14 protein-coding genes and 4 pseudogenes are annotated in these 21273 nt (G+C 68.2%); 4 read left to right on the top strand and 14 right to left on the bottom strand.

The genetic code is table 11. The features are described 5' to 3' along the window. The 3 genes from VQ02_RS26305 to VQ02_RS26295 form a co-directional block, all read left to right on the top strand. Positions 1-979 (top strand): proton-conducting transporter transmembrane domain-containing protein (locus tag VQ02_RS26305; RefSeq protein WP_048447195.1); only part of this gene is annotated, 979 nt, incomplete at its 5' end. A 15-nt stretch (positions 980-994) separates the two neighbouring features. Continuing rightward, the gene (locus VQ02_RS26300) at positions 995-2473 is read left to right on the top strand and encodes a complex I subunit 4 family protein (RefSeq protein ID WP_048447194.1); all 1479 of its coding nucleotides are present in this window, start codon (positions 995-997) and stop codon (positions 2471-2473) included. Between the two features lie 26 nt (positions 2474-2499). After that, a complete protein-coding gene (locus VQ02_RS26295; RefSeq protein ID WP_048447193.1) occupies positions 2500-3924 on the top strand; it encodes an NADH-quinone oxidoreductase subunit N in 1425 nt (474 codons plus the stop codon). A gap of 143 nt (positions 3925-4067) precedes the next feature. Here the strand turns inward: VQ02_RS26295 and VQ02_RS26290 are convergent, their stop codons facing one another. The 8 genes and pseudogenes from VQ02_RS26290 to VQ02_RS36125 all read right to left on the bottom strand — a co-directional run. Continuing rightward, a complete protein-coding gene (locus VQ02_RS26290; RefSeq protein WP_048447200.1) occupies positions 4068-5279 on the bottom strand; it encodes an ABC transporter ATP-binding protein in 1212 nt (403 codons plus the stop codon). Positions 5280-5633: 354 nt separating this feature from the next. Then, positions 5634-6440 carry a nucleotidyltransferase domain-containing protein gene (locus VQ02_RS26285; protein ID WP_048447192.1) on the bottom strand — a complete coding sequence of 269 codons (807 nt, stop codon included), beginning with the start codon at positions 6438-6440 and terminating at the stop codon, positions 5634-5636. Positions 6441-6567: 127 nt separating this feature from the next. After that, positions 6568-8959: pseudogene (locus VQ02_RS26280) on the bottom strand (heavy metal translocating P-type ATPase). Positions 8960-9040: 81 nt separating this feature from the next. Then, positions 9041-9601, bottom strand: a complete 561-nt coding sequence (locus VQ02_RS26275) for a transglycosylase SLT domain-containing protein (protein WP_425339927.1) — start codon at positions 9599-9601, stop codon at positions 9041-9043. A 361-nt stretch (positions 9602-9962) separates the two neighbouring features. Further along, on the bottom strand, positions 9963-10271 hold the full coding sequence (locus tag VQ02_RS26270) for a hypothetical protein (protein ID WP_048447198.1): 309 nt from the start codon (positions 10269-10271) through the stop codon (positions 9963-9965). Positions 10272-10452: 181 nt separating this feature from the next. Then, positions 10453-10938 carry a hypothetical protein gene (locus tag VQ02_RS40105; RefSeq protein ID WP_048447191.1) on the bottom strand — a complete coding sequence of 162 codons (486 nt, stop codon included), beginning with the start codon at positions 10936-10938 and terminating at the stop codon, positions 10453-10455. Positions 10939-11187: 249 nt separating this feature from the next. Beyond that, positions 11188-12039 (bottom strand): outer membrane protein, encoded by an 852-nt coding sequence (locus VQ02_RS26255; protein ID WP_053080552.1) that lies wholly within the window; start codon positions 12037-12039, stop codon positions 11188-11190. Positions 12040-12812: 773 nt separating this feature from the next. Continuing rightward, positions 12813-12959 (bottom strand): annotated as a pseudogene (locus VQ02_RS36125) (helix-turn-helix domain-containing protein); the annotation flags it as partial. Positions 12960-13249: 290 nt separating this feature from the next. On the opposite strand from VQ02_RS36125, the pseudogene istA reads away from it, so the two are divergent. Continuing rightward, positions 13250-13996 (top strand): annotated as a pseudogene (gene istA, locus VQ02_RS39435) (IS21 family transposase); the annotation flags it as partial. A gap of 123 nt (positions 13997-14119) precedes the next feature. On the opposite strand, the pseudogene VQ02_RS36120 reads toward istA, so the two are convergent. The 6 genes and pseudogenes from VQ02_RS36120 to VQ02_RS26225 form a co-directional block, all read right to left on the bottom strand. After that, positions 14120-14293: pseudogene (locus VQ02_RS36120) on the bottom strand (transposase); the annotation flags it as partial. A 176-nt stretch (positions 14294-14469) separates the two neighbouring features. Further along, on the bottom strand, positions 14470-14859 hold the full coding sequence (locus VQ02_RS36115) for a copper-binding protein (protein ID WP_082167645.1): 390 nt from the start codon (positions 14857-14859) through the stop codon (positions 14470-14472). A 401-nt stretch (positions 14860-15260) separates the two neighbouring features. Beyond that, complete coding sequence (locus VQ02_RS26240; protein WP_048447190.1) at positions 15261-15731, bottom strand: DUF411 domain-containing protein; 471 nt, start codon at positions 15729-15731, stop codon at positions 15261-15263. A 55-nt stretch (positions 15732-15786) separates the two neighbouring features. Further along, positions 15787-18951 carry an efflux RND transporter permease subunit gene (locus tag VQ02_RS26235; RefSeq protein WP_048447189.1) on the bottom strand — a complete coding sequence of 1055 codons (3165 nt, stop codon included), beginning with the start codon at positions 18949-18951 and terminating at the stop codon, positions 15787-15789. Beyond that, positions 18948-20477, bottom strand: coding sequence for an efflux RND transporter periplasmic adaptor subunit (locus tag VQ02_RS26230; protein WP_048447188.1), 1530 nt, complete (start codon positions 20475-20477; stop codon positions 18948-18950). Before VQ02_RS26230 ends, VQ02_RS26235 begins: the two co-directional genes overlap by 4 nt. Continuing rightward, the gene (locus tag VQ02_RS26225; protein ID WP_082167644.1) at positions 20477-20920 is read right to left on the bottom strand and encodes a FixH family protein; all 444 of its coding nucleotides are present in this window, start codon (positions 20918-20920) and stop codon (positions 20477-20479) included. Before VQ02_RS26225 ends, VQ02_RS26230 begins: the two co-directional genes overlap by 1 nt. Positions 20921-21273 lie beyond the last annotated feature (353 nt).

The raw sequence follows: 21273 nt of genomic DNA, 5'->3' as shown, positions 1-21273 counted from the left end.
CACCGGCCTGCAGCGGGTGCTCCGGTGGTCCACCTGCTCGCAACTCGGCGAAATGATGGTCGCGCTCGGCCTTGGCGGCGCCCGCGCCGCGGCCTTCCACCTCGCGGTGCACGCGGCCTTCAAGTCCACCCTGTTCCTCGCGGCGGGCATCGTGCAGGAGCAGGCGGGCACGCGCTCGCTCGACCGCCTCGGCGGACTGATCCGCGCCCTGCCCTTGGCGGGAGCCGCCTTCCTCGTCGCGGCCCTCGCGCTCGCCGGCGTTCCGCCGCTCTCCGGGTTCTGGAGCGAGGAGGAGATCCTTGCCGTCGCGTCGCGACACGGTCCTGGGGCAGGGGTACTCGTCGTGTTGCTCGTCCTTCTCGGTGGGACCTACATCGGTCGCGCGGGGGCCGCGGCCTTCCTCGGCCCGCGCCGCGGTCCGACGGAGCCCGGCAAGCCCGCCTGGACGATGCGCGCGGGCACGCTCGCGCTGGCGCTCGCCGCAGCGGGACTCGGATGGCTGCTGGCCGGCCACCTCGACGCATTCCTGCCCTTCGGGGCAAGCCCCGGGGCCGAGGTCGCCTGGAGGAACCTTGGTATCGCGGCCGGCCTCCTGGGCCTCGGCATCGGTGCTGTCAGGGGAAGGGACGGATCGCCGGCGCTCGGGCCGTGGCCCGGCCGTCTCGCCGCCGGGCTGTCGGCGATCACGACGGCCCCGGTGCGCTGGACAACGCGGCTCGCACGGCGCCTCGGGTCGGTGGAGGATGCGCTCGACGTGGCGGCCCGAGGCGTCGCCGGCTGGGCCTGGAGCGCCGGCGAGGCGGCCGGTCGCGTCGAAGCGGGTTTCGCGCGCCTGGGGGACGGGCTTGCGGCTTGGCTGGCCGCCGGGGGCGAGCGGCTCCGCGCACTTCAGGCCGGCCGCCTCTACCTCTACACGCTCGGCCTGTTCGCCTGGGCCACGGCCGCCCTCGCGGCCGGCGCCCTCCTGCTCTGGCTCTGAACCCGGGTTGACCCGATGCTCACGGCGACGATCCTCCTTCCGCTCATGACAGGCCTCGTCGTGCTGGCGCTGCCGCGCGACCGCCCGGGTCTCGCACGTATCGTCGCGCTCGGCGGCGCGGTCCTGACTCTCGCCGCGGCGCTGACGCTTTGGGCCGGCTTCGAGCCGGGGGGCGGCGACCTGCAATGGCGGACGACCTTGCCTTGGATCCCGTCCGTCGGGGCGGCCTACGACGTCGCCGTCGGCGGTCTCTCCCTGTCGCTGATCCTGCTCACCGCGGTCCTGCTCACGACGGTGATGGTCTACACGCTGCCCGGGCGCGACCGGGCGCACGCCCACGCCTTCCTGTTCCTGCTGCTCGCGACCGGGCTCATCGGCCTGTTCGCGGCCCGGGACCTGCTGCTGTTCTACCTGTTCTTCGAGGTCGGCCTGGTGCCGATGTACTTCATCGTCGGCATCTGGGGCGGGGAGCGGAGGCGCTACGCGGCGCTCAAGTTCTTCCTCTACACGCGGGCCGGTAGCCTGGCGATGCTGCTGGGCTTCCTCGCCCTCTACTTGGCGATGGAGCCGCACACCTTCTCGCTGCAGGCCATCGCGCGCGCGAAGCCGCTGGACGGCCCCTCGCTCGCCGGAAGCCTCGCCTTCCTGGCGCTGCTCGCGGGCTTCGGCGTCAAGCTCCCAGTCGTGCCGCTGCACAATTGGCTGCCCGACGCTCACGTGGAGGCGCCGACGGAGGGCAGCGTCGTCCTCGCGGGCCTGCAGCTCAAGATGGGCGGCTACGGGATGCTCGCCGTCCTGCTGCCGGTCCTGCCGGAAACCACATCCCGGTTCGGCTGGCTTCTCGTCGCGCTGGCGTTGGCCTCGCTCCTCTACGGCGCCTTGGCGGCGCTGGCTCAGACGGACATGAAGCGGCTCGTCGCGTACACCTCGGTCAATCACATGGGCTTCGTCACGCTCGGCGTCGCGGTCATGGCTATGGCCGGAGGGGAGGGCGCCCGGCAGCTGGCCTTCAACGGAGCCGCCGCGCAGATGGTTAGCCACGGCCTCCTCACCGGTGGCATGTTCCTGATGGTGGGCATGCTCCAGCACCGCGCCGGCACAAGGGAACTCGACCGCTTCGGAGGGCTGATAGGCGCGATGCCGGCCTTCAGCGGCCTGCTCGGCCTGCTGGCCTTCGGGTCGCTCGGGCTCCCCGGGCTGTCCGGCTTCATCGCCGAGTTCCAGGCCATCGGCGCCGCGCTGCAGCTCTCCGCGTGGGTCGCCGGCATTGCGGTCTTGGCCGTCGTCGTGACGACCGCGGTCTACCTGAGGCTGGTCACCGGCCTGCTGATGGGGCGCGCGCCCCCGGACGCGCCGCCGCTGGCGCCCCTGACGGCGAGCGAGGCATGGTCGGCGGGCGGGCTCGCGGCGCTGTCGCTCGGCGTCGGAACCCTGCCGGCCGTCCTCCTCACGCTGCTGGACAGCACGACCGCAGCGCTGGCGCACCTCCCGTGACCGGTGGGCAGACGATGGGCAGCTGCATGGACCTCGGCGCCGTCGCGCCCGAGATGGTCCTGGCCGGGACCGCACTCGCGCTGGTCCCGGTTGCCGGCTGGGTCCGGGGCCGGTGGCGCTGCCTGCCCGCCGCCATCGCGCTCCTCGCCCTCCTCGTCGCGATGGGCCTGACTGCGCCGATGTTGACGTCCACGCCGCGGGAGGCCTTCTGCGGCACCTACGCCGTCGATCCGTTCCGGGGCTTCTACCAGTTGGTCGTCGAGGCCGGCGCCCTGGTGAGCCTGCTCTCACTCGCCTCCCACTTCCGCGCGAGCGAGCAGGAACCGCACCACCCGGTCGCGCTCCTCATGGCGACCGCCGGCGGCATGGGGCTCGTGGCGGCCACCGACCTCGGCCTGATCATCCTGTTCCTGCAGATGGTGAGCTTTCCCTCATACCTGCTCGTGCTGCTCGTGCGTAGCGACGGGCCGGCGCAGGAGGCGGCGCTCAAGTATTTCCTGTACGGCGCCGCCGCACTCGCGGTGATGGCCTACGGCCTCACCTTCCTGTTCGGCCTCACCGGCAGCCTGAACCTGCGGGCCATCGGGGCGGGCCTGGCCGGTGCCGACCGGGCCTGGGTCGCACTGGCCTTCGGCCTGGTCGTCGTCGGTTACGGGTTCGAGATGACGCTGGTGCCCTTCCACGTCTGGGCCCCCGACGTTTTCCAGGGCGGGGCGGCCCCGGTCTCCGGTTTCGTCTCGGTCGTGCCGAAAGTGGCCGCCTTCGCCGGCCTGCTCCGCTTCCTTCTGGAGGCGCTGCCAAGCGGCCTCTCCGCCTGGCCGACCGTGCTCTCGCTCCTGGCCGCCGCGACGATGACCTTCGGCAACTTGCTAGCGCTCCGCCAGGATAGCCTGAAACGCCTGCTGGCCTATTCGAGCATTGCCCAGGCCGGCTACATGCTGATGGCCGTGGCGGTGGCCGGCCAAGTCCCCGGTGCCCTCCCGGCCGTCGGCTACTACCTCGTTGCCTATCTCCTGATGAACCTCGCGGCTTTCACGGTGGTCGCGCAGGTCGAGCGCATGATCGGGGGCGACGGCTTCGCCGCGGTCCGCGGCCTCGGACGGCGAGCGCCATGGCCAGGGGCGGCGCTGGCACTCGCGCTTTTGTCGCTTGCCGGCGTCCCGCCGCTGGCAGGCTTCGCCGGCAAGGTCTTCCTGCTCGTGGCTGCCATCGAGGGGGGGCTCGCCTGGCTTGCCGTGGTGGCCGCCACCAACATGGCGGTGGCGCTCTTCTACTACGCAGCCGTGATCGCGGAGATGTATTTCAAGGAACCGGAACGCCCGGAGGGCCTGGCTCCCGGCGCCGGCTACGCATGGGCGCTTGGTTTATGCACGGCGGGGACGCTGGGCTTCGGCATCGCGCCGGGTCTGGCGCGCGGTCTGGCACAACTCGGCTCGACGCTGCTGCGGTAGGAGTGGTTCTGCTGGGTTGTCCAGGCCGGCGGAGGAGGGGCCGGAGGCAGCGCCCTCGGCGGGACCGGGCTCATTTGCGAAACACTCCGCCGCAGCACCCGGTAGTGCTCAGGCGGCCTCGAACGAGCGGTCGCGTGCCGGCTCTACGTCGCGCGGTTCACCTGCACGATCAGGCCGAGGGCGTTAGTGATCTCCTCGAACCGGGCGCTCGCGTCCGACCAGTCCTGGGCGAAATCGAACAGCTCGCGCATGGCCGGTGAAATCTCCTTGTAGGCCGCCAGGGCGGCGACGAGGGCACCGAGCGAGAGCTGGCCCTGGACGACGAGGTAGCCGCCAACCGAGAAGAAGAAGAATGGTGTGAGGTTTGAGGTGTAGTTGTACAATCCCTTGAGCCGGCCATTGAGGTCGTTGATTTCGATCCGCACCCTTTCGAGCTCCCGCGCTCGGTGCATCTGCCGGTACACGATCGATGGCCAGCGGGTCCCGCCCGACGTCCGTTCCGACCCGGGATCGGTAAAGAGGCCCCCCAATGCCCGCGTGGCATGGACCCGCTGGCGAACCTTCGCATTCAATCGCGCCTGCAACCGCGGGAGGATGGTCAGCTGAACTGGCAGCATGATGAGAGCCGCGAGCGCCAGGGTGGCGTTCTGCATGAGGAGGAAGACGACGCTGGTCACGAGCGTGCCGCCTTGGACAAGCGGCACCACCACCAAGCTACCCCCAAAGTAGCCGATGGGCTCGACCTCCTGAACGGCGATCGCGGCCAATGTCGCCCGCCGCTCGGGCAAGCATTCGCCCCGTGCGCGCCGGGCGACGGCGAGGCGCAGGCGCCGCACGAGGCGCTCGTTCACGCGCCCACGGACTCGATTGACGGCGTATTTGGCGAGACCGCTGAGCGTGAGCACGGCCAGATAGCTGGCGCAAAGCGCGAACAGCAGCTCGAGGCGGCCCAAAGCGAAGCCGAGGAAAGTCATTCTCGGTTGACTGTCGCCCAACGCGTCGGCGAGGGCGTGGTTGATGATGTGCTTGGGGATCTCAAGAAGGAGCCAGGCCGCCGGGAGTGTCAGGATGGACAGCAGCACGAGGCGGAACTGCAGCCGCGATGTCGCACGCACAACGTAGGCTTCCAGCCCCACGGCCATGCGCTTGCGGGGTTCGGGCGATCCCACCGCGTCAATGGATGCAGGGCTGCGCAACGGGACCACCCCTCGCATTCGGCCGCGGTCCACCCGAACGAATGCACAGCGCAGGCCGAATCTGAATGCGAGCCAGGCGGTCCAGGCAGGCGCCACAATGAGGACCAGCACCGTCACAAGATCGATCCACCAGTGAGCGTGAGGATGGTCGAGGGGCATCGCCCGATGGATTAGGTCGTGGATGAAAGGCGGTGTCAGCAATGGGTACTCCTGGCGATGTCTCTAGCGCCCCGGAGGGGAACGTCCCGGCGCCTCCGGAGGAGCCTCCGGGCCCCCAACAAGTCCGTCCCGGTGAGTTCCACCCACTCCCGAGAGTTGCCCTTCCGACCGCATGGGCATGCAGCGGCCCCCTAGGAGCGCGGGCGGCGCGCCGCACGACGCGCTCGACGGCGTTCGGCCGGGTCCTCCGAACGCCCAACGCTCCGGCCAGATCCGGAGTAGGCACGGCGATCCCATACCAACGTCCACCCTACATTCCGGCGCGCGCGTAGCGCGGCGTTCCCGGCCGGAACCTTATCCGCAACGACCGAACCCGAGTGCGTATGCGTCGTCCGCGACGTGGCGGGCGAAGGCGAGCGCATCGCGTCGCCGCTCGGCGGGCGTCGTGTATAGGGAGGCCACCTTGGGCTCCCTGCGAATACGCAGGGCCTCGTCGATGATGCGGTGCCACTCCCGCTGGAAGGTGATCAGCCCGTACAGGCCGGCGTCGCTCTTCGAGGGCACCACCCTAGTCGAAAATATGTAATGGAGCCTACACATGCCGAGCACGGTCCGTTCGATGACTTCGGTGGCGGGCTGTTCCTCATCGCTTCCCGGGTCGGTTTCGAGCAACGAACTCCGGCGTTCGTCGATGCGGCCCAGGGCCCATCGCTCCAGGTACGCCGGCCCGCGCCAGAGCCCCGTGCCCGCGCAGAGCGGCCCGCGCACCGTCACGGCGCTGGCTCCCAAGACGCTCCAGGTGAGGGGATGCCTATTGTGACACCCGGACGAGAGGAAGCGGCCCTGCTTGACGCAGGGTCCGTCCGGGATGGCAAGCGGACCGGCCTGCAGATCGTCCCAGGTCAGATATATGCCGTCGAGCGCCGGGATCTCCCGGTCGAGCGCGAGGCCGGCATGGACCTTCGCGAGGGCAGCCGTGTCCCCGGCCCCCGGTCGGCCCGGGGACACGACTACGAAATCCACGTCGCTGAGGGGCGGCCGGAAGTCGCCCATGGCGGCGGAACCGACGAGGTACAAGGCCTCGACGAACCCCGGGACGGCGGCATCGACCAAGCCGAGGTAGGCGTCCGCGACGCTCAGTGCAAGCGGGTGGGTGGTCATGGTCTCGCCAGGCTCGTGCAGTTGATTAGGAAGGGAGGCTGGCGTCTCTTCAGGTTGGACCGCGCCGGGCTCCCGCCGGGACGGGGCAGGTGGGGCTCGAGGGCGGCGGGCTCGGCACGGCCGCGACTCAGCCGATCCGTGCCGCGCGCAGGCGCAGGGCGTTGCCGATCACGCTCACCGACGAGAGGGCCATCGCGGCGGCTGCGATGATCGGCGAGAGGAGGATGCCGAGGAACGGATAGAGCAGCCCGGCGGCCACCGGTACGCCCAGCGCGTTGTAGATGAAGGCGAAGAACAGGTTCTGGCGGATGTTGCGCATCGTTGCCTGGGACAGGCGGCGAGCCCGGACGATGCCGACCAGGTCCCCGCGGAGCAGCGTCACGCCGGCACTCTCGATGGCGACGTCGGTGCCGCCGCCCGTCGCGATGCCGACATCAGCTGCGGCGAGCGCCGGCGCGTCGTTGATCCCGTCGCCGGCCATCGCCACGACAGCGCCGTCGCCCTGGAGCGCCCTGACCGCTTCCGCCTTCCGGTCGGGCAGGACCTCGGCCTTGACCTCGTCTATGCCGAGAGACCTGGCGACGAACTCGGCCGTTGACCGATTGTCGCCGGTCAGCATGACGATGCGCAAGCCTGCCTCCCGCAGCCTTCGCACGGCCTTGAACGTGCTCGTCTTGACGGGGTCTTGGATAGCGATGACGCCGGCCGGCTTCCCGCCCATGGCGACCAGGACCGCCATGGTACCGCGTGCCCGCATCTCTTCGGCCTTTGCGTGAAGCGCCGCCGCGTCGACCCCTTGCTCCTCCAGGAAGCGCCCGTTGCCAACGGCCACGCGGCGGCCCTCGACCGTGCCGAGCGCCCCCTTGCCGGTCGGAGCCTCGAAATCGGTAGCAACGGCACTCGGGATGCCGCGCTCTTCCGCGGCCCGGACGACGGCGAGTGCCAGGGGGTGCTCGCTGGCGCGTTCGACCGCGGCGGCGAGGTGCAGCACTTCGGCGTCCGTGAAGCCGGGTGCCGGGAGCACCGCGGTGACCTTGGGCTTGCCCTCCGTGAGTGTTCCGGTCTTGTCGACGACGAGCGTGTCGATCTTCTCCATCCGCTCCAGCGCCTCGGCATTCTTGACCAGTACCCCGTTCTGCGCGCCACGTCCGACTCCCACTATGATCGACATCGGCGTCGCTAAGCCGAGGGCGCAGGGGCAAGCGATGATGAGGACGGCGACAGCAGCGAGGAGGGCATAGGTGAGCCTTGGCTCCGGGCCGACGGCCATCCAGGCGAGGAAGGCGAGCGCCGCGACGGCGATGACCATGGGGACGAACCAGGCCGCCGCGTCATCCACCACGCGCTGGACGGGCGCGCGAGAGCGCTGGGCCTCGGCGGCCATCGCGACGATGCGGGCCAGGGTGGTCTCAGACCCGACCCGCGTCGCGCGCATGACGAAGCCACCGGTCGTGTTCAGGCTTCCGCCAACCACGGAGGAGCCGGGTTCCTTCGAGACAGGGACGGGCTCGCCGCTGATCATTGCCTCGTCCACCGCCGAGCGCCCCTCGACGACCTCGCCGTCGACCGGCACCTTCTCGCCGGGGCGGACGCGCAAGCGGTCCCCGACCGCCACCTCCGAGACGAGCACCTCCTCGTCGATCCCTTCCATCCCGAGACGCAGTGCCTTCTGCGGCGCGAGGTCGAGCAGCGCCCGGATCGCCTCCGAGGTGTGCTCGCGGGCCCCGAGTTCCAGCACCTGCCCGAGCAGCACCAGGACGGTGATGACCGCTGCGGCTTCAAAGTAGGCTGGAACCGCGCCGTCGTGGCCGCGGAGCCCTTCGGGGAAGAGCCCCGGCGCCACGCTCGCGGCGACGCTGTAGAGATAGGCCGCGCCGGTTCGGAGGGCGATAAGGGTGAACATGTTAAGTCGGCGCGTCACCAGCGACTGCCAGCACCGCTCGAAGAACGGCCAACCCGCCCAGAGGACGACCGGAGAGCGGGAACTGGACCCAGTTCGAGGTTTGCAGGCCGAGGTGGTCGACGAGACCCGTAAGGTGTCCTCCCATCTCCAGGGCGAAGACGGGGAGGGTGAGGACGAGGCCGAACCGGAAGCGGCGATTCATGTCTTTGAGCTCGGCGTTCTCGACCGGGCCGCTCGTCGGCGTGAGCGGCTCCAGCCCCATCCCGCAGATAGGACAGCTGCCGGGTTGGTCGCGGCGGATCTCCGGGTGCATTGGACAGGTGTAGACCGCCCCGACCAGCCCTTCCGACGGCCGCTTGTCCGCCGACAGGTACCGTGCGGGATCGGCCACGAACTTCGAGCGGCACCCAGCCGAGCAGAAGTGATAGGTCGCTTGACCGTGCTCGGCGTGGTAGGTCGTGGTTCCCGGGTCGACCCGCATGCCGCAGACGGGATCTGTCGCGGACGCGCCGGCCGCCGGCGCTGCACCGTGACTATCACGATGCCTGTGGGCATGAGGCTCGGAGTGAGCGTGGTCCATGGGGTCGGGCCTCCAAGCTGCTGCGGGCCGGGGCATGCCCGGCGAGGCGGACGTGCGTTTCGTCGGCGGGGGAACCGGGCTGAGTGGGACGTCCAAAGGTCGTCCTCCGCCATGACCTCAGCCGCCACCCATGATGCGGTCGATGCGCGCCCCAATGCTGCGAATTCGGGCGGCATGCTCGGCCCACAGACGGCGCGCGACGGCTGATCGGGCATCCCGACCGGCGGACGGTGATGCAGGAACCGCACGGCCGCTCCGGTCGGGAGCGGGCAGGGCAGTGCCGGCGAGAGGGAAGCCGGTCGCGGCGAGGCGGACGCGGACCCGCTGACAGTAGGTTACGGAGCGTGGACTCATCCGCTCCTCGCCGTGGCCCGCCCTGTACTTCATCAGCGTGCGGCAGAGATCGCCCTGCGCGAGCTTCCAAGCTTGTGCGAGGTAGGCGACGCCGAAGCGGATATTGGTCGCGGGATCGAGGAGGGCACCGGCGGAACCCGTGTGGCCGAGCATGGCCGCGGTTGCCGGCCGGACCTGCATCAGCCCGAGCTCACCGACCCCGCCGACCACGCCGGCATCGTACCCGCTCTCCACGTACGCGACAGCATCGGCAACGGCCGGGGGCAATCCGTGCGCCTCGGCCTCGCGCGCGAGCATGCGCCGATAGTCGACCTGCCGCGCCACCCCTTCCGCTCGATTGCCAGATGACATAGGCGCGGCAGGGGTCGGCGAGTTCGTAGGACCATCCCCGGCAGCGTCGGCTGGAGCCGGAAGGAGCAGTGCCGCGCATAGGACGAGGAGCAGCCGAGGACGAGGGGGTACGGGCGCGCCCAGCGGCCTGCCTTGCGCGCCAGCGGTCGCTCCCCTGGTTGAGGCTGCCGCCCTCGTCAAGAACTGCTGTCTCATCGCGCTTTCCGGAAGCGCGCGACCGCGGAAAGCGGCATCTCCGTCTCGGCCGTCGAGCACATGCTGGTCGAGGTCATCCGTGAGTTTCCTTTGAGGCCTAGTCCGGCGGCGAGCTGGGATTGGTTACAGGGGCGGCGCATCATCGCCCTCCCGTGTCGCGCCTGCCGCCCATGCCGGGCATGTTCATGCCGGGCATCCGGGAGTGGTCCATGCCCTCCATGCCGCCCGAGCCTGGCTTCGGCGTCACCGCGCGGTTGAGTTCGCGCCAATCCTTGGGATCGACCACGTCGTAGCGCGCCACGCCGGCGGTGACCGCGGAGTAGTGCGGCGCGCGCACGGCGACCGCGGGGTTGGCGGGCAGGACGAGCCAGTCCGGCGCGGCGGTGGGCACGCAGGCCGCAAGCGGCAGGGCCGTGAGCGCCACGGCCGGCTTGAGGAGGTTGAGCATCGGCTTGGATCCCGAACGGGGGCTGGCGGCCGCGACGGCAGGCGCGGACCGGCGGACAGGGGGGGGCGCGAAGGCGCGGCTGTGCCGACGATGCGGGGCACGGCCTTGTGCAGGAAGGGGCCTGGTCAGAGCTCGGCCGGAGGCGGCGTACGGGAGCGGGCGGGCGGCGCGCCCGCCGCGGTCAGGCGCGGTACCTGGGTGGCCGCTCGATGCGCAGGGGACGCGGCTCGGCGACGCCGTCCTGCTGGGTCAGGCCGAGGGTCTCGGAGGGACGCAGGCTCAGCGCGTCGCCCGACCAGGGCGCGTCCGGCACGGCTGCCTGGCAGGCCAGGGGACAGCAGGTCGCCATGCAGCCCGCCGCACGCTTGTGATGACTGTGCGCGCCAGGAGACTGCTGGTGACCAGGGCCGGCGGAGGCGTCTGCCGCGGCACCCGGACTGGAGAGCGTGCCGGTTCCGTGCTCCGCTTGAAGGGAGACCCCGGACGACGCATCATCGTTGCCCGCACGCGCATGATGATGACGATGGTGCGCGTGGGGCTCTGACGCCTTGAGGGCAACCCCCAAGTGGTCGGCGGCGGCATGCCGCATCATCGTGCATGGCACTGCCGGGGCGATGGCAACCGCCACCGCCAGAACGGCGAGCAACACTGCGCGAAGACGTGCCAAGGACCGTGCGCCTCCAACGAACCTACAGCAATCCTTACACAGATGGGCAATATCGGCAACGCATCCGCAATTTAGCTTTTGGTAAAGCGCCCGAACTTGTTCCCAGGTGATGTCGGGCCACACGTCGGCCCGCTCCTACGCCGGGCCCATGGGACTGTTCTCCCTGCGTGGCCGCAGCCATCGTGGTTCGCGCGGAGCCTTCGACCGGCGCCACAACCGCGCACGTCGCCGCGTAAGAGTTGCGCGGCATCAGTACCGGCGCACTATCGGCGCATGCTCGGTAGAGACGTCCGAAGCCCCAGGCGACCAGCGCAAGCCGAGCTTTACGTCGTGGGAATCGACGTTCTTGAAAATCATCGCCTCGCACGACCCGCACTGACCGGCATAGTTGTAGACCGTACCGGTCCTCCCGTCCCCAAGGTCGAGGTAGCGGTATGCGAGCTCGACCGTAAAGCTTGGGCTCACCTCGTAGCCGACACCCGCGTGCAACGCCCATGCAAGATTAGTCTTAGAGCCTGATTTTGCGTAAGCGAGGCCCTGCGTGACGACGTTCGCGTCCTTGAAGTTTTCCAGCGTAATCCGCGCCGCACCGACGCCGGCGCCCACGAACGGCTTGAGGCCGTACCAGTTTCCGATGTCGACATAGCCGTTCAGGAGAAGGTTCAGTCCACGCTTAGATGCGGTATACTCGTCGGTGCCGTATCCGAGCGGCAGGCTCGCGTCGCGGTACCGTTCCAGTCCGGTGAAAGCGGCCGCGCTGCGGTACTCGCCGGTGATGTCGGACCGGAACCATTGGTTGAAGCGGTAACCAACCCCGCCACCGGCGAACGGAGCTCCTGCGAAGGCAAGATTGACCTTCTCGATGGTGCCTAATGCGTCCAAGCTGTTGGAGAGCCGCTCTACGGACTGGTTGCTGAAACCAATGTCGCCACGGAGGTAAAAGCCTGAAACCTCGGCTCCTAGTGCGAGGGTACCGCGCAGTTCTGGCACCGGTGCGGTCGGCAGCAGATCGGCAGCGCGCAACGGCGTCGCGCAGGATACGGAGACCATGCCGCAGCCTAGCAACCCGAGCGTTCTCACCAACTCACCCATATCACCCATTGTCCGCCTCTCCACCCGCCTCTTCTGTAACAAACTATCCAACGACATAGTTTATGTTCCCTTAATGTACCCCGCCAGGGTAGGCGGATAACTGACAGCTCCCACTGGCGGCAAAAATCGCAGCTGTTACTTGCAGTTAGGTGTACCCTTCGCTAATTTAAGCAGGAGGTGGTATTGCAAGGCTCAAGATACCCCGTGAATGTGCGGCAGCGAGGTATCACCGCCTCATCTACCCCTATGGGGTATAAAACCTTGTTACGCTGCTCGTTCGTTGCAAGTCATAAGCCTGCAATCACAACCGCAGAAATACAACGAAAGAGGAAGCACGATGCTAAAACGGGTTATCAACGTCTTCGCACTCGCCCTGTCTTTGGCTCCAACCGCGGTTATGGCCGAGGGCACTGAGAATAAACAGTCAATCTATAGCTCGACGTATTACGCCAGACCGAACCATTTTGCGATGACCACTGACCTGATACTACAGTCACATTATCGCTCGGTTTTTCTAGGCTGTGTCTACTCGTATCACGATTGCGAGCATCTTGCACACGACCGCGGTTTCTACAACCACTTCACGCGCCACGATCATGGAACATGTCACCATGGCCCATCATATGCCTGCTTTGGTGAGTGAAATTTTCTCTAAAATGCTTGCTTCCACCGTGAAGGGCCGCGGGCGTAACCGACCCGGGGCGAGCTCTCTCGTTTCCTTGCACTTTTTGGGCGGTACGGCCTGAAGCTGATTTTTAGCAACCCCTTTCGGCCACGTCGCTTCTCGGACCGTAGCGCGCCGCCGCCTCGTCGCGCAGGTAGCGCCTCACCGTGTTGCGCGACAGACCCGTCGCGCGGGCAATCTCGCGGATGCCCTTCCCGTGCCGATGCAACACCCGGATTTCCAACGCTGCCTCCTCACCCACCATCCGGGCCTCCTCCCGCAGAAGGAGCTCAGTCTATGGCCTGGGTCAGGATTCAGGCTCTCCCTCTCTTTTGGTGCAGAAGGATCCTGCCCATGCTCATGAACCTCTTGAAGAGCTCGGGGATTTTCGGCTGCCGTTATGACGCAAGCAGGTGCCTGCCGGTGTGAAGCGGCGCACCTCGAAAAACTCAGTCCGTGCAGAGCGTTACATCAAACGGAAAGCCTCCAATTGCACCAAAAGAGAGGGAAAGTCCACAAACTGACCCCCTGCCGCCATGAGGAACTGACCCCTCGATGAGCGAGGAGGTCGCGATGACGAGGAACGAGGCTCAGGATCCGGAGCGGACGTACGATCCGCGGAGGGCCGAGATGAGGACGCCGGATGACGTGACGGCGATGCGGCGGCTCAAGGCTCTCGGTTGGGGCGCCAAGCGGATTGCGGCGGAGCTTGGCTGCTCGAAGACCACCGTGAAGGACTGGCTGCGGCGGGGCGAGTGGCGGCCCTGCGCCAAGCCCTCATGTTCCAAGCAGCTCGACGGCCTCGCCGACTGGCTGGCCGCCCGCTTCCGGCAGCATGCGGGCAATGCCGACGTCGTGCGCCAGGACCTGGCGGCCGAGAACGACATCCACGTCAGCCTGCGCACGGTCGAGCGCGCCGTGGCTCCCCTGCGCCAGGACCTGGTCGCGGCGGCCCGGGCGACGGTGCAGTTCGAGACGCCGCCGGGCGAGCAGATGCAGATCGACTTCGGCGAGCGCCGGGTGACGATCGGCGAGGAGCCCATCCGCGTGTTCCTGTTCGTGGCCACGCTCGGCTACTCGCGCCGTCTGCACGTTCGAGCCTTCGGCCACGAGCGGCAGGAGGATTGGTTCACCGGCCTGGAGATCGCCTTCCGGACCTTCGGGGGCGTGCCGCGCGAGGTGCTGCTCGACAACGCCCGCACCCTGGTCCTGCACCACGACCCGGTCAGCCGCGAGGTCGTGTTCCACCCGCGCCTGCAGGCCTTCGCCAAACACTGGGGCTTCGGGTCCGGGCCTGCGCGCCGTACCGTGCCCGCACCAAGGGCAAGGACGAGCGCGGGGTCGGCTACGTCAAGAGGAACGCCGTGGCCGGACGCTCCTTTGCCAGCTTTGCCGGCCTGGAAGCGCATCTCGACGCCTGGACTGTGGCATGTCGCACCACGTCACACCGTAGCGAACCACGTATCGCAGACCGTTGAACACCTCCCGCAGACTATGCTCGCGCTGGGCGGCGGTCTCGGGTAGCAGCGTCAGGTAGGGCGCGACCAGTGCCCATTCGTCATCGCTGACATAGCAGGGGTAGAAGCGGCGCGACTGCATCTCTCCAAAAATGGCGCACTCGCCGGTCCGTAATAGCCTCTAGATCATTGTGTGACCTGATTTTACACTTGGCTCCTTCGCTCGCAGTACTCACATGACCGACGGTGTTCACTGGAAGAGTGTCACCGCCAGACTGGGACCGTACCGTCCGAATTTAGCAGGACGCGAGTTCAGGCTCAGCGCTGGGCCTTGATATTGATAATCCTGACTACGCCGCCGACATCGGCGACCTGAACCAGAACCCTGTCGCCAGGCTTAAACATATTGACTTGGACAGCATCCTGCACTGGGAGGCTCATGGTCATCGCCGGCATCCCGGCCTGCGACAGCGGACCATGATGGATCGTGACCGCTCCAACCTGGGGGTCGACTCCGTGAACCTCCGCGCTGACCCAAGGTCGATCGTCGTCCGACCGGTGCGATCGATGCTGGGGATCAACTTTGTTCAACCACACCCGTGCCTCTGGCTGGACGCTCTCCCACCACGCGGCCTCAGCCCTATTCACGGCTGGCGCCGCAAGGCCGAGAGCCAAACCGGTTACGAACACAAAAACAGTGCGCCTCATGCTCTTCTCCTATTGTCCGCAGAACGCTGCCATGCAGATCCGATAATACAGCTTGTCCTAGATCTCAATGACTAACATGTGAGCTTTTTCGACAATCCCAAGACATCGGCGCCGGAGGTGCGGTGGTGTGATCCCCGCGAAGACGGCCCGGCGACGTAGGTACCTCCCCTATGCCGAAAAAAGTCGGCATCGGAGCGCAACGGTCCAAGCCGTCGTGATTACGGTCACGCCTTCTGCTATGATGCCGCTTATCAAAGACGCCTCCCGTTGCGTCGTTGCGGCCACAGCAATGACGTGTCGCAATCTCTGCATCGTACTCGAAAGTAAAAATTCGTCTCATTCTGCTTGACATCAGTCACGAAGCCTCTCTCTTGCCATCCCGGCCGCGCCGTTATGTCCACCTAAATAGTCTGCTGACCGCGAAACCGTGCGAAGGTACTTCGCCCGCCAGGGCCGAACAGTACCACCTCGTAGGTCGCCGGTTCCATGCCATCGACCTCCATGCCGGGCGAACCGACCGGCATGCCGGGCACAGCGAGGCCGGTGGCGGTCGGCTTCTCCGCGAGCAGCCGCTTGATGGCCGATGCGGGCACGTGCCCTTCGACGACGTAACCGCCGACCTGGGCCGTGTGGCACGAGGCCAGCTCCCGAGGCACCCCGAGTCTGACCTTGACCGGGCTCACCGGAGCGTTCACGACCTGGACGCGAAATCCCTCGTCGCGCAGGTGTTTGACCCAGGCCTCGCAGCAACCGCAGCTCGGGTCCTTCGTGGCGACGACCTCCGGCAGATCCTCCGCCCACGCCGCCTGTACGCCGGCGGCCGCCAGGCCGAGGACCACGATGCGTCGGGACGGTCGGAAAAGTTCGCTCATATCCAACTCCTGTCTTCTCACGGCCGCCGTGACGGCCCGTCTAGCCCAGCCACTCTCACTCGGCGGCCCGGGGGAGCCTCGCTTGCACGGTGGCCGACCCTTCCTGCCGAAGCGCCAGCCGCCGTCCCTTCACGAGCCCGTAGATGGCCGGGATCACGACGAGGGTCAGCACGGTCGAGGAGACCATGCCGCCGATCATTGGCACCGCGATGCGCTGCATGATCTCGGACCCCGCGCCGGTGCTCCAGAGGATGGGCAGCAGGCCCGCCATGATGGCGACGACCGTCATCATCTTTGGACGCACCCGCTCGACCGCCCCCACCATGATGGCTTGGTACAGGTCCACGCGCGTGGTCTCCCGCCCGGCGGCTCGGGCGGCGGCCCGCCGCTCGCCCCAGGCATGGTCGAGATAGACCAGCATGATCACGCCGGTCTCCGCGGCGACGCCAGCGAGCGCGATGAAGCCCACCGCCACCGCCACCGACATGTTGAAGCCCATCCACCACATCAGCCACACCCCGCCGACCATGGCGAAGGGCAGCGACAGCATGACGATGAGCGTCTCGGTCAGGCGCCGGAAGTTCAGGTAGAGGAGCAGGAAGATGACGAGCAGCGTAACGGGCACCACGATCTTCAGCCGGGCCTCCGCCCGCTCCAGGTACTCGAATTGTCCGCTCCACTGGACGCTCATGCCCTGCGGGAGCCGGACCTCCTTGTTGACCGCGTCCCGGGCCTCGGCAACGTAGCCGCCGAGATCGCGCCCGGTCAGATCGACGAAGATGTAGATCGCGAGCTGCCCGTTCTCGGTGCGGATCGAGGTCGGCCCTCGGGTCAGCTGGACCTTGGCAACCTCGCCCAGCGGAACCGTGCCGCCGGCCGGCAACGGCACCTGCACCTCGGTGGCGATGGATTGCTGATCCGACCGGAAGGCGCGCGGGTAGCGCACGTTGACTGTGTAGCGCTCGCGGCCCTCGACCGTGTTCGTGACGCTCTCGCCTCCCAGCGCCGTCGCGATGACGTCCTGCACGTCCCCGACCATCAGGCCGTAGCGGCCAAGGGCCTCCCGGTCCGGCACGATGTCGAGGAAGTAGCCGCCGATGACCCGCTCGGCGTAGGCGCTCGACGTGCCCGGCACGTTGCGCACGACCGCCTCGACCTGCCGGGCGACCTTCTCCATCTCGGTCAGGTCGGTGCCGTAGATCTTGATGCCGACCGGCGTACGGATGCCGGTCGACAGCATGTCGATGCGGGCGCGGATCGGCTGTGTCCAGGCGTTCGACACGCCCGGGAACTGCAGGGCCTTGTCCATCTCGGCCTTGAGGCTCGCTAGCGTCACGCCGGGACGCCACTCCGCCTTCGGCTTCAGGGCGATGATGGTCTCGAACATCTCGGTTGGGGCAGGGTCCGTCGCCGTCGAGGCGCGCCCCGCCTTGCCGTAGACCGAGGCGACCTCGGGAAAGGACTTGATGATGCGGTCCTGGGTCGCCAGCAGCTCCCCGGCTTGGGTCACAGAGATGCCCGGCAGGGTCGTGGGCATATACATCAGGGTGCCCTCGTTCAGGTCCGGCATGAACTCGGAGCCGAGCTGGCGGGCCGGCCAGATGGTCAGGCCGAGAACCGCCACCGCCAGCATGATTGTCAGCACCTTGGCCCTGAGCACGACCTCTATCATCGGGCGGTAGGCCCAGATCAGGAAGCGGTTCAGCGGGTTCCGGTGCTCGGGGATGATGCGCCCGCGCACGAACAGCACCATCAGGGCCGGCACCAGGGTCACCGACAGGAGCGCCGACGCCGCCATGGCGAAGGTCTTGGTGAAGGCGAGCGGCCCGAACAGGCGCCCTTCCTGGCTCTCCAGGGTGAAGATCGGCAGGAAGCTGACCGTGATCACGAGGAGGGAGAAGAACAGCGATGGACCCACTTCTGCGGCCGCCTCGACCAGGATCTCGACCCGCGGCTTGCCCCGAGGAGCACGCTCGAGGTGCTTGTGGGCGTTCTCGATCATGACGATGGCCGCGTCGATCATGGCGCCGACCGCAATGGCGATGCCACCCAGCGACATGATGTTGGCGCCGATCCCGAGAAGATGCATGGCGCCGAGCGCCATCAGGATGCCGACCGGCAGCATCACGATGGCCACCAGCGCGCTGCGCAGGTGCAGCAGGAACACAATGCAGACGAGCGCCACGATGACGCTCTCTTCGACGAGGGTGTGCTTCAAGGTGTCGATGGCCGCCTCGATGAGCTGCGAGCGGTCATAGACCGGCAGGATCTCCGTGCCTTTCGGGAGGCTCGCGGCGACCTCGGCCAGGCGCTGCTTGGCACCCTCGAGGACGTTCAGCGCGTTCGCGCCGAAGCGCTGCAGGATGATGCCGCCGGCGACCTCGCCCTCACCGTTCATCTCGGTGATGCCGCGCCGCTCGTCTGGCCCGAGCTCAACCCGGGCGATGTCCCGGACTCGCAGCGGGGTGCCGGCCTCGGTCTTCAGCACGATGTTCTCGATGTCGGCGATGCTCTTCAGGTAGCCGCGTCCGCGCACCATGAACTCGAACTCGGAGAGCTCGACCGTGCGGCCGCCGACATCCGCGTTGCTCGACCGGATTGCGTCGCGGAGCGCCTTCAGCGAAATCCCTTGCGCTCGCAGCCGGTTCGGGTCGACGACGACGTTGTACTGCTTCACGAAGCCGCCGACGCTCGCAACCTCCGCCACGCCCTCGGCGCGCGAGGCCCCGAAGCGCACCACCCAGTCCTGGAGCGAGCGCAGCTCGGCGAGCGTCTGCTGCTTGGCTACGATGGCGTACTGGTAGACCCAGCCCACCCCCGTCGCGTCGGGCCCGAGCGTCGGCGTCACGCCGGCCGGCAGGCGCTTGCCGGCCGCGCTCAGGTATTCGAGCACCCGCGAGCGGGCCCAGTACGGGTCTGTGCCGTCCTCGAAGATCACGTAGACGAACGAGACCCCGAAGAACGAGAAGCCGCGCACCACCTTCGACTTCGGCACCGTCAGCATGGCCGTGGTCAGCGGATAGGTGACCTGGTCCTCGACCACCTGGGGCGCCTGCCCCGGGTACTCGGTGTAGACGATGGTCTGCACGTCCGAGAGGTCCGGAATGGCGTCGAGCGGCAGGGTGCGCACGCTGTAGAGACCGGCCGCCACCACGAAGACGGTGCCGATCAGCACCAGGACGAGGTTGCGGGCCGACCAGGCGATCAGGCGTGCGATCATCGGGTGGCCTCCGTGGCCTGCGCCTGCGGCTCGGCGGCGGACTTGGGCGCCGCCATGCTCTGCAGCGCCGCCTTCAGGTTGCTCTCGGCGTCGATCAGGAAGTTGGCCGCGGTCACGACCTGCTCGCCGGCCTGCACGCCCTCGCGGATCTCGGTGTAGCCCTCGCCGCGGGCGCCGACCTTGACCTCGCGCGGCTCGAAGCGGCCCTCGCCCTTGTCGACGAGCACGACCTGGCGCGCGCCCGTGTCGATGACGGCATCGTTCGGGACCGCCACCACGGGCTTGGCCGCGCCAGTCCCGATCTCGACGTCGGCGTACATTTCGGGCAGGAGCACCCCGTCGGGGTTCGGCAACTCGATGCGCACGCGGGTGGTGCGGGTCTGCGTGTTCACCTGCGGGTAGATCAGCCCGACCTTGCCGCTGAAGCTGCGCCCGGGCAGCGAGCGCACGCGCACGCTGACGGGCTGGCCGACCTTGACGCTGCCGAGGTCGTACTCGGCGACGTCGGCCAGCACCCACATCGTCGAGATGTCGCCGATCCGGAACAGGGTGTCTCCGGCCGACGCCTTCATGCCCTCGATGGCGTTGCGTTCCAGGACGACCCCGTCGCGCGGGGACGACCAGGTGATGGCCATCGGCACCTTCCGGGTGCGCTCCATCTCGTCGATGACGGCTTCCGAGACGTTCAGGTTCTGCAGGCGCCGCCGGGAGCCGTCGAAGCCTGGGTTGGCGATGAGCTGGGCCGCCGCCGCGTTGATCTCGGGCGAGTAGACGTGGACCAGCGCCTGACCCTTGCGGACGCGGTCGCCGGTCGTGACGTTCTCGACGTGGTCGACATAGGCGTCCGAGCGGGTCGCCACGACGGTGACGCGGCGCTCGTCGAGCGTCACGGTGCCGGGCACCCGCACGGCTCGGCTGACGACGCGACGTTCGGCCCGCTCGGAGCGGACGCCGGTGCGCTGGACCTTACCGGGCGAGATCTTGACGGTGTTGCCGTCCTCGGCCTCGCCCTCGTAGACGGGGAGGTAGTCCATCCCCATCGAGTCCTTCTTCGGCACCGGCGAGGTGTCCGGCAGGCCCATCGGGTTGCGGTAGTAGAGAATCTTCCGGGTCCCTCCCGGTGGCGCGGCATAGGCGGCGTTCGCCTCGACCGCCTTTGCCGCGGCGGGCCGCGGCTCGAAGTCGAAATCCTCGCCGACATGCACGGGAAGGTAGTCGCGTCCGTCGGGCGTTCTCGCCGGCGCGGGCGCGTAGGCCGCCTTTCCGTCGGGATCACGGTAGTAGAGGACGGGCGCATCCGCGGCCGCGGCCGGCTTCGCATCGCGGCCGACGAGCAGACCGGAGACCGAGGGCGGCAACCACGCCGGCAAGGGCCATCCCGCCTCGCCGGCCCGCAGCCCGGCGAGGGCGCCGCCCCCGACGGCGAGGGGCAGGAGAACGAGGCCCGCGACCCATGCCTTCGCATGGCCGCCTCGGTGCGCACGGTCACGTTGCCGCGCCAAGTGGACCGGTGTCGTCTGGTCCATCACTCGACGGCCTTGAGCACGAGTTGGTCTTGGACGGTGCCGGTCTCGCCCGGTACCTTCGCGGCCAGCGAGAGGCGCCAGCGGCCCTCCATCGCCAGGTTGGCCCTGAAGGCGTAGATGCCTGGTCCCGGGCTCGCCTCAGGCTTCAGCTTGCCCGTCATCGTCGGCATCCCGTCGGGTGCCATGTCGAGGCGATGCGCGTAGACGAGCGCGTCCGCCACGGGCTTTTCGACGCGCTTGTCGAGAAGACGGACCTTGAGTGTCGCCTCGCCCGATTTTGTCCCTGGGTCCAGGAGCTCGAAGGCATAATCCTTGAGTTCCGGGGGCATGGGTGGCGCGCTCTTGGGCAGCCACGCCGCGACCGGTTCCGGAAGCCGTGTCGCGACCGCACCGGGAATGACCCATGCGCCGCGCGCGAGCCCGTAGCCGGCGCCGGCTCCCACCAGTGCTCCTACGATGAGGACGAGCCCGAGCAGGAGCCAAGCGCCTCTCCCCGCCGGCCGGCGCCCCTCCTGGCAAGCGTCGAAAACGTCTTCCTGGCCCGTCATAGCGCCACCCGTAGGGCCGAGAGGATGGGGAAACGGGCCGCGCGGCTCGGGGCGTGCGGGATGCGCCGGGGCCCCTGGGGCAAGACGCGGACGCGGGGATGCGGGATGTTCGGTGGACACGGGGATGATCCTGTTCCGGAGCGTCTGGATACGCGGCCCCGACCGTTCGGGCCGCCGCGGCGCGGCGGTGCGCGAAGGCTGCCGTGCATGCTCATGCACGGGGTGGGACCGCTCTCGGGCGTGCTCAG

The sequence above is a fragment of the Methylobacterium variabile genome, assembly GCF_001043975.1.
Classification (GTDB): domain Bacteria; phylum Pseudomonadota; class Alphaproteobacteria; order Rhizobiales; family Beijerinckiaceae; genus Methylobacterium; species Methylobacterium variabile.
Note: the sequence above shows the minus strand (reverse complement) of the source record. Positions and strands in the feature narration are given on the sequence as shown.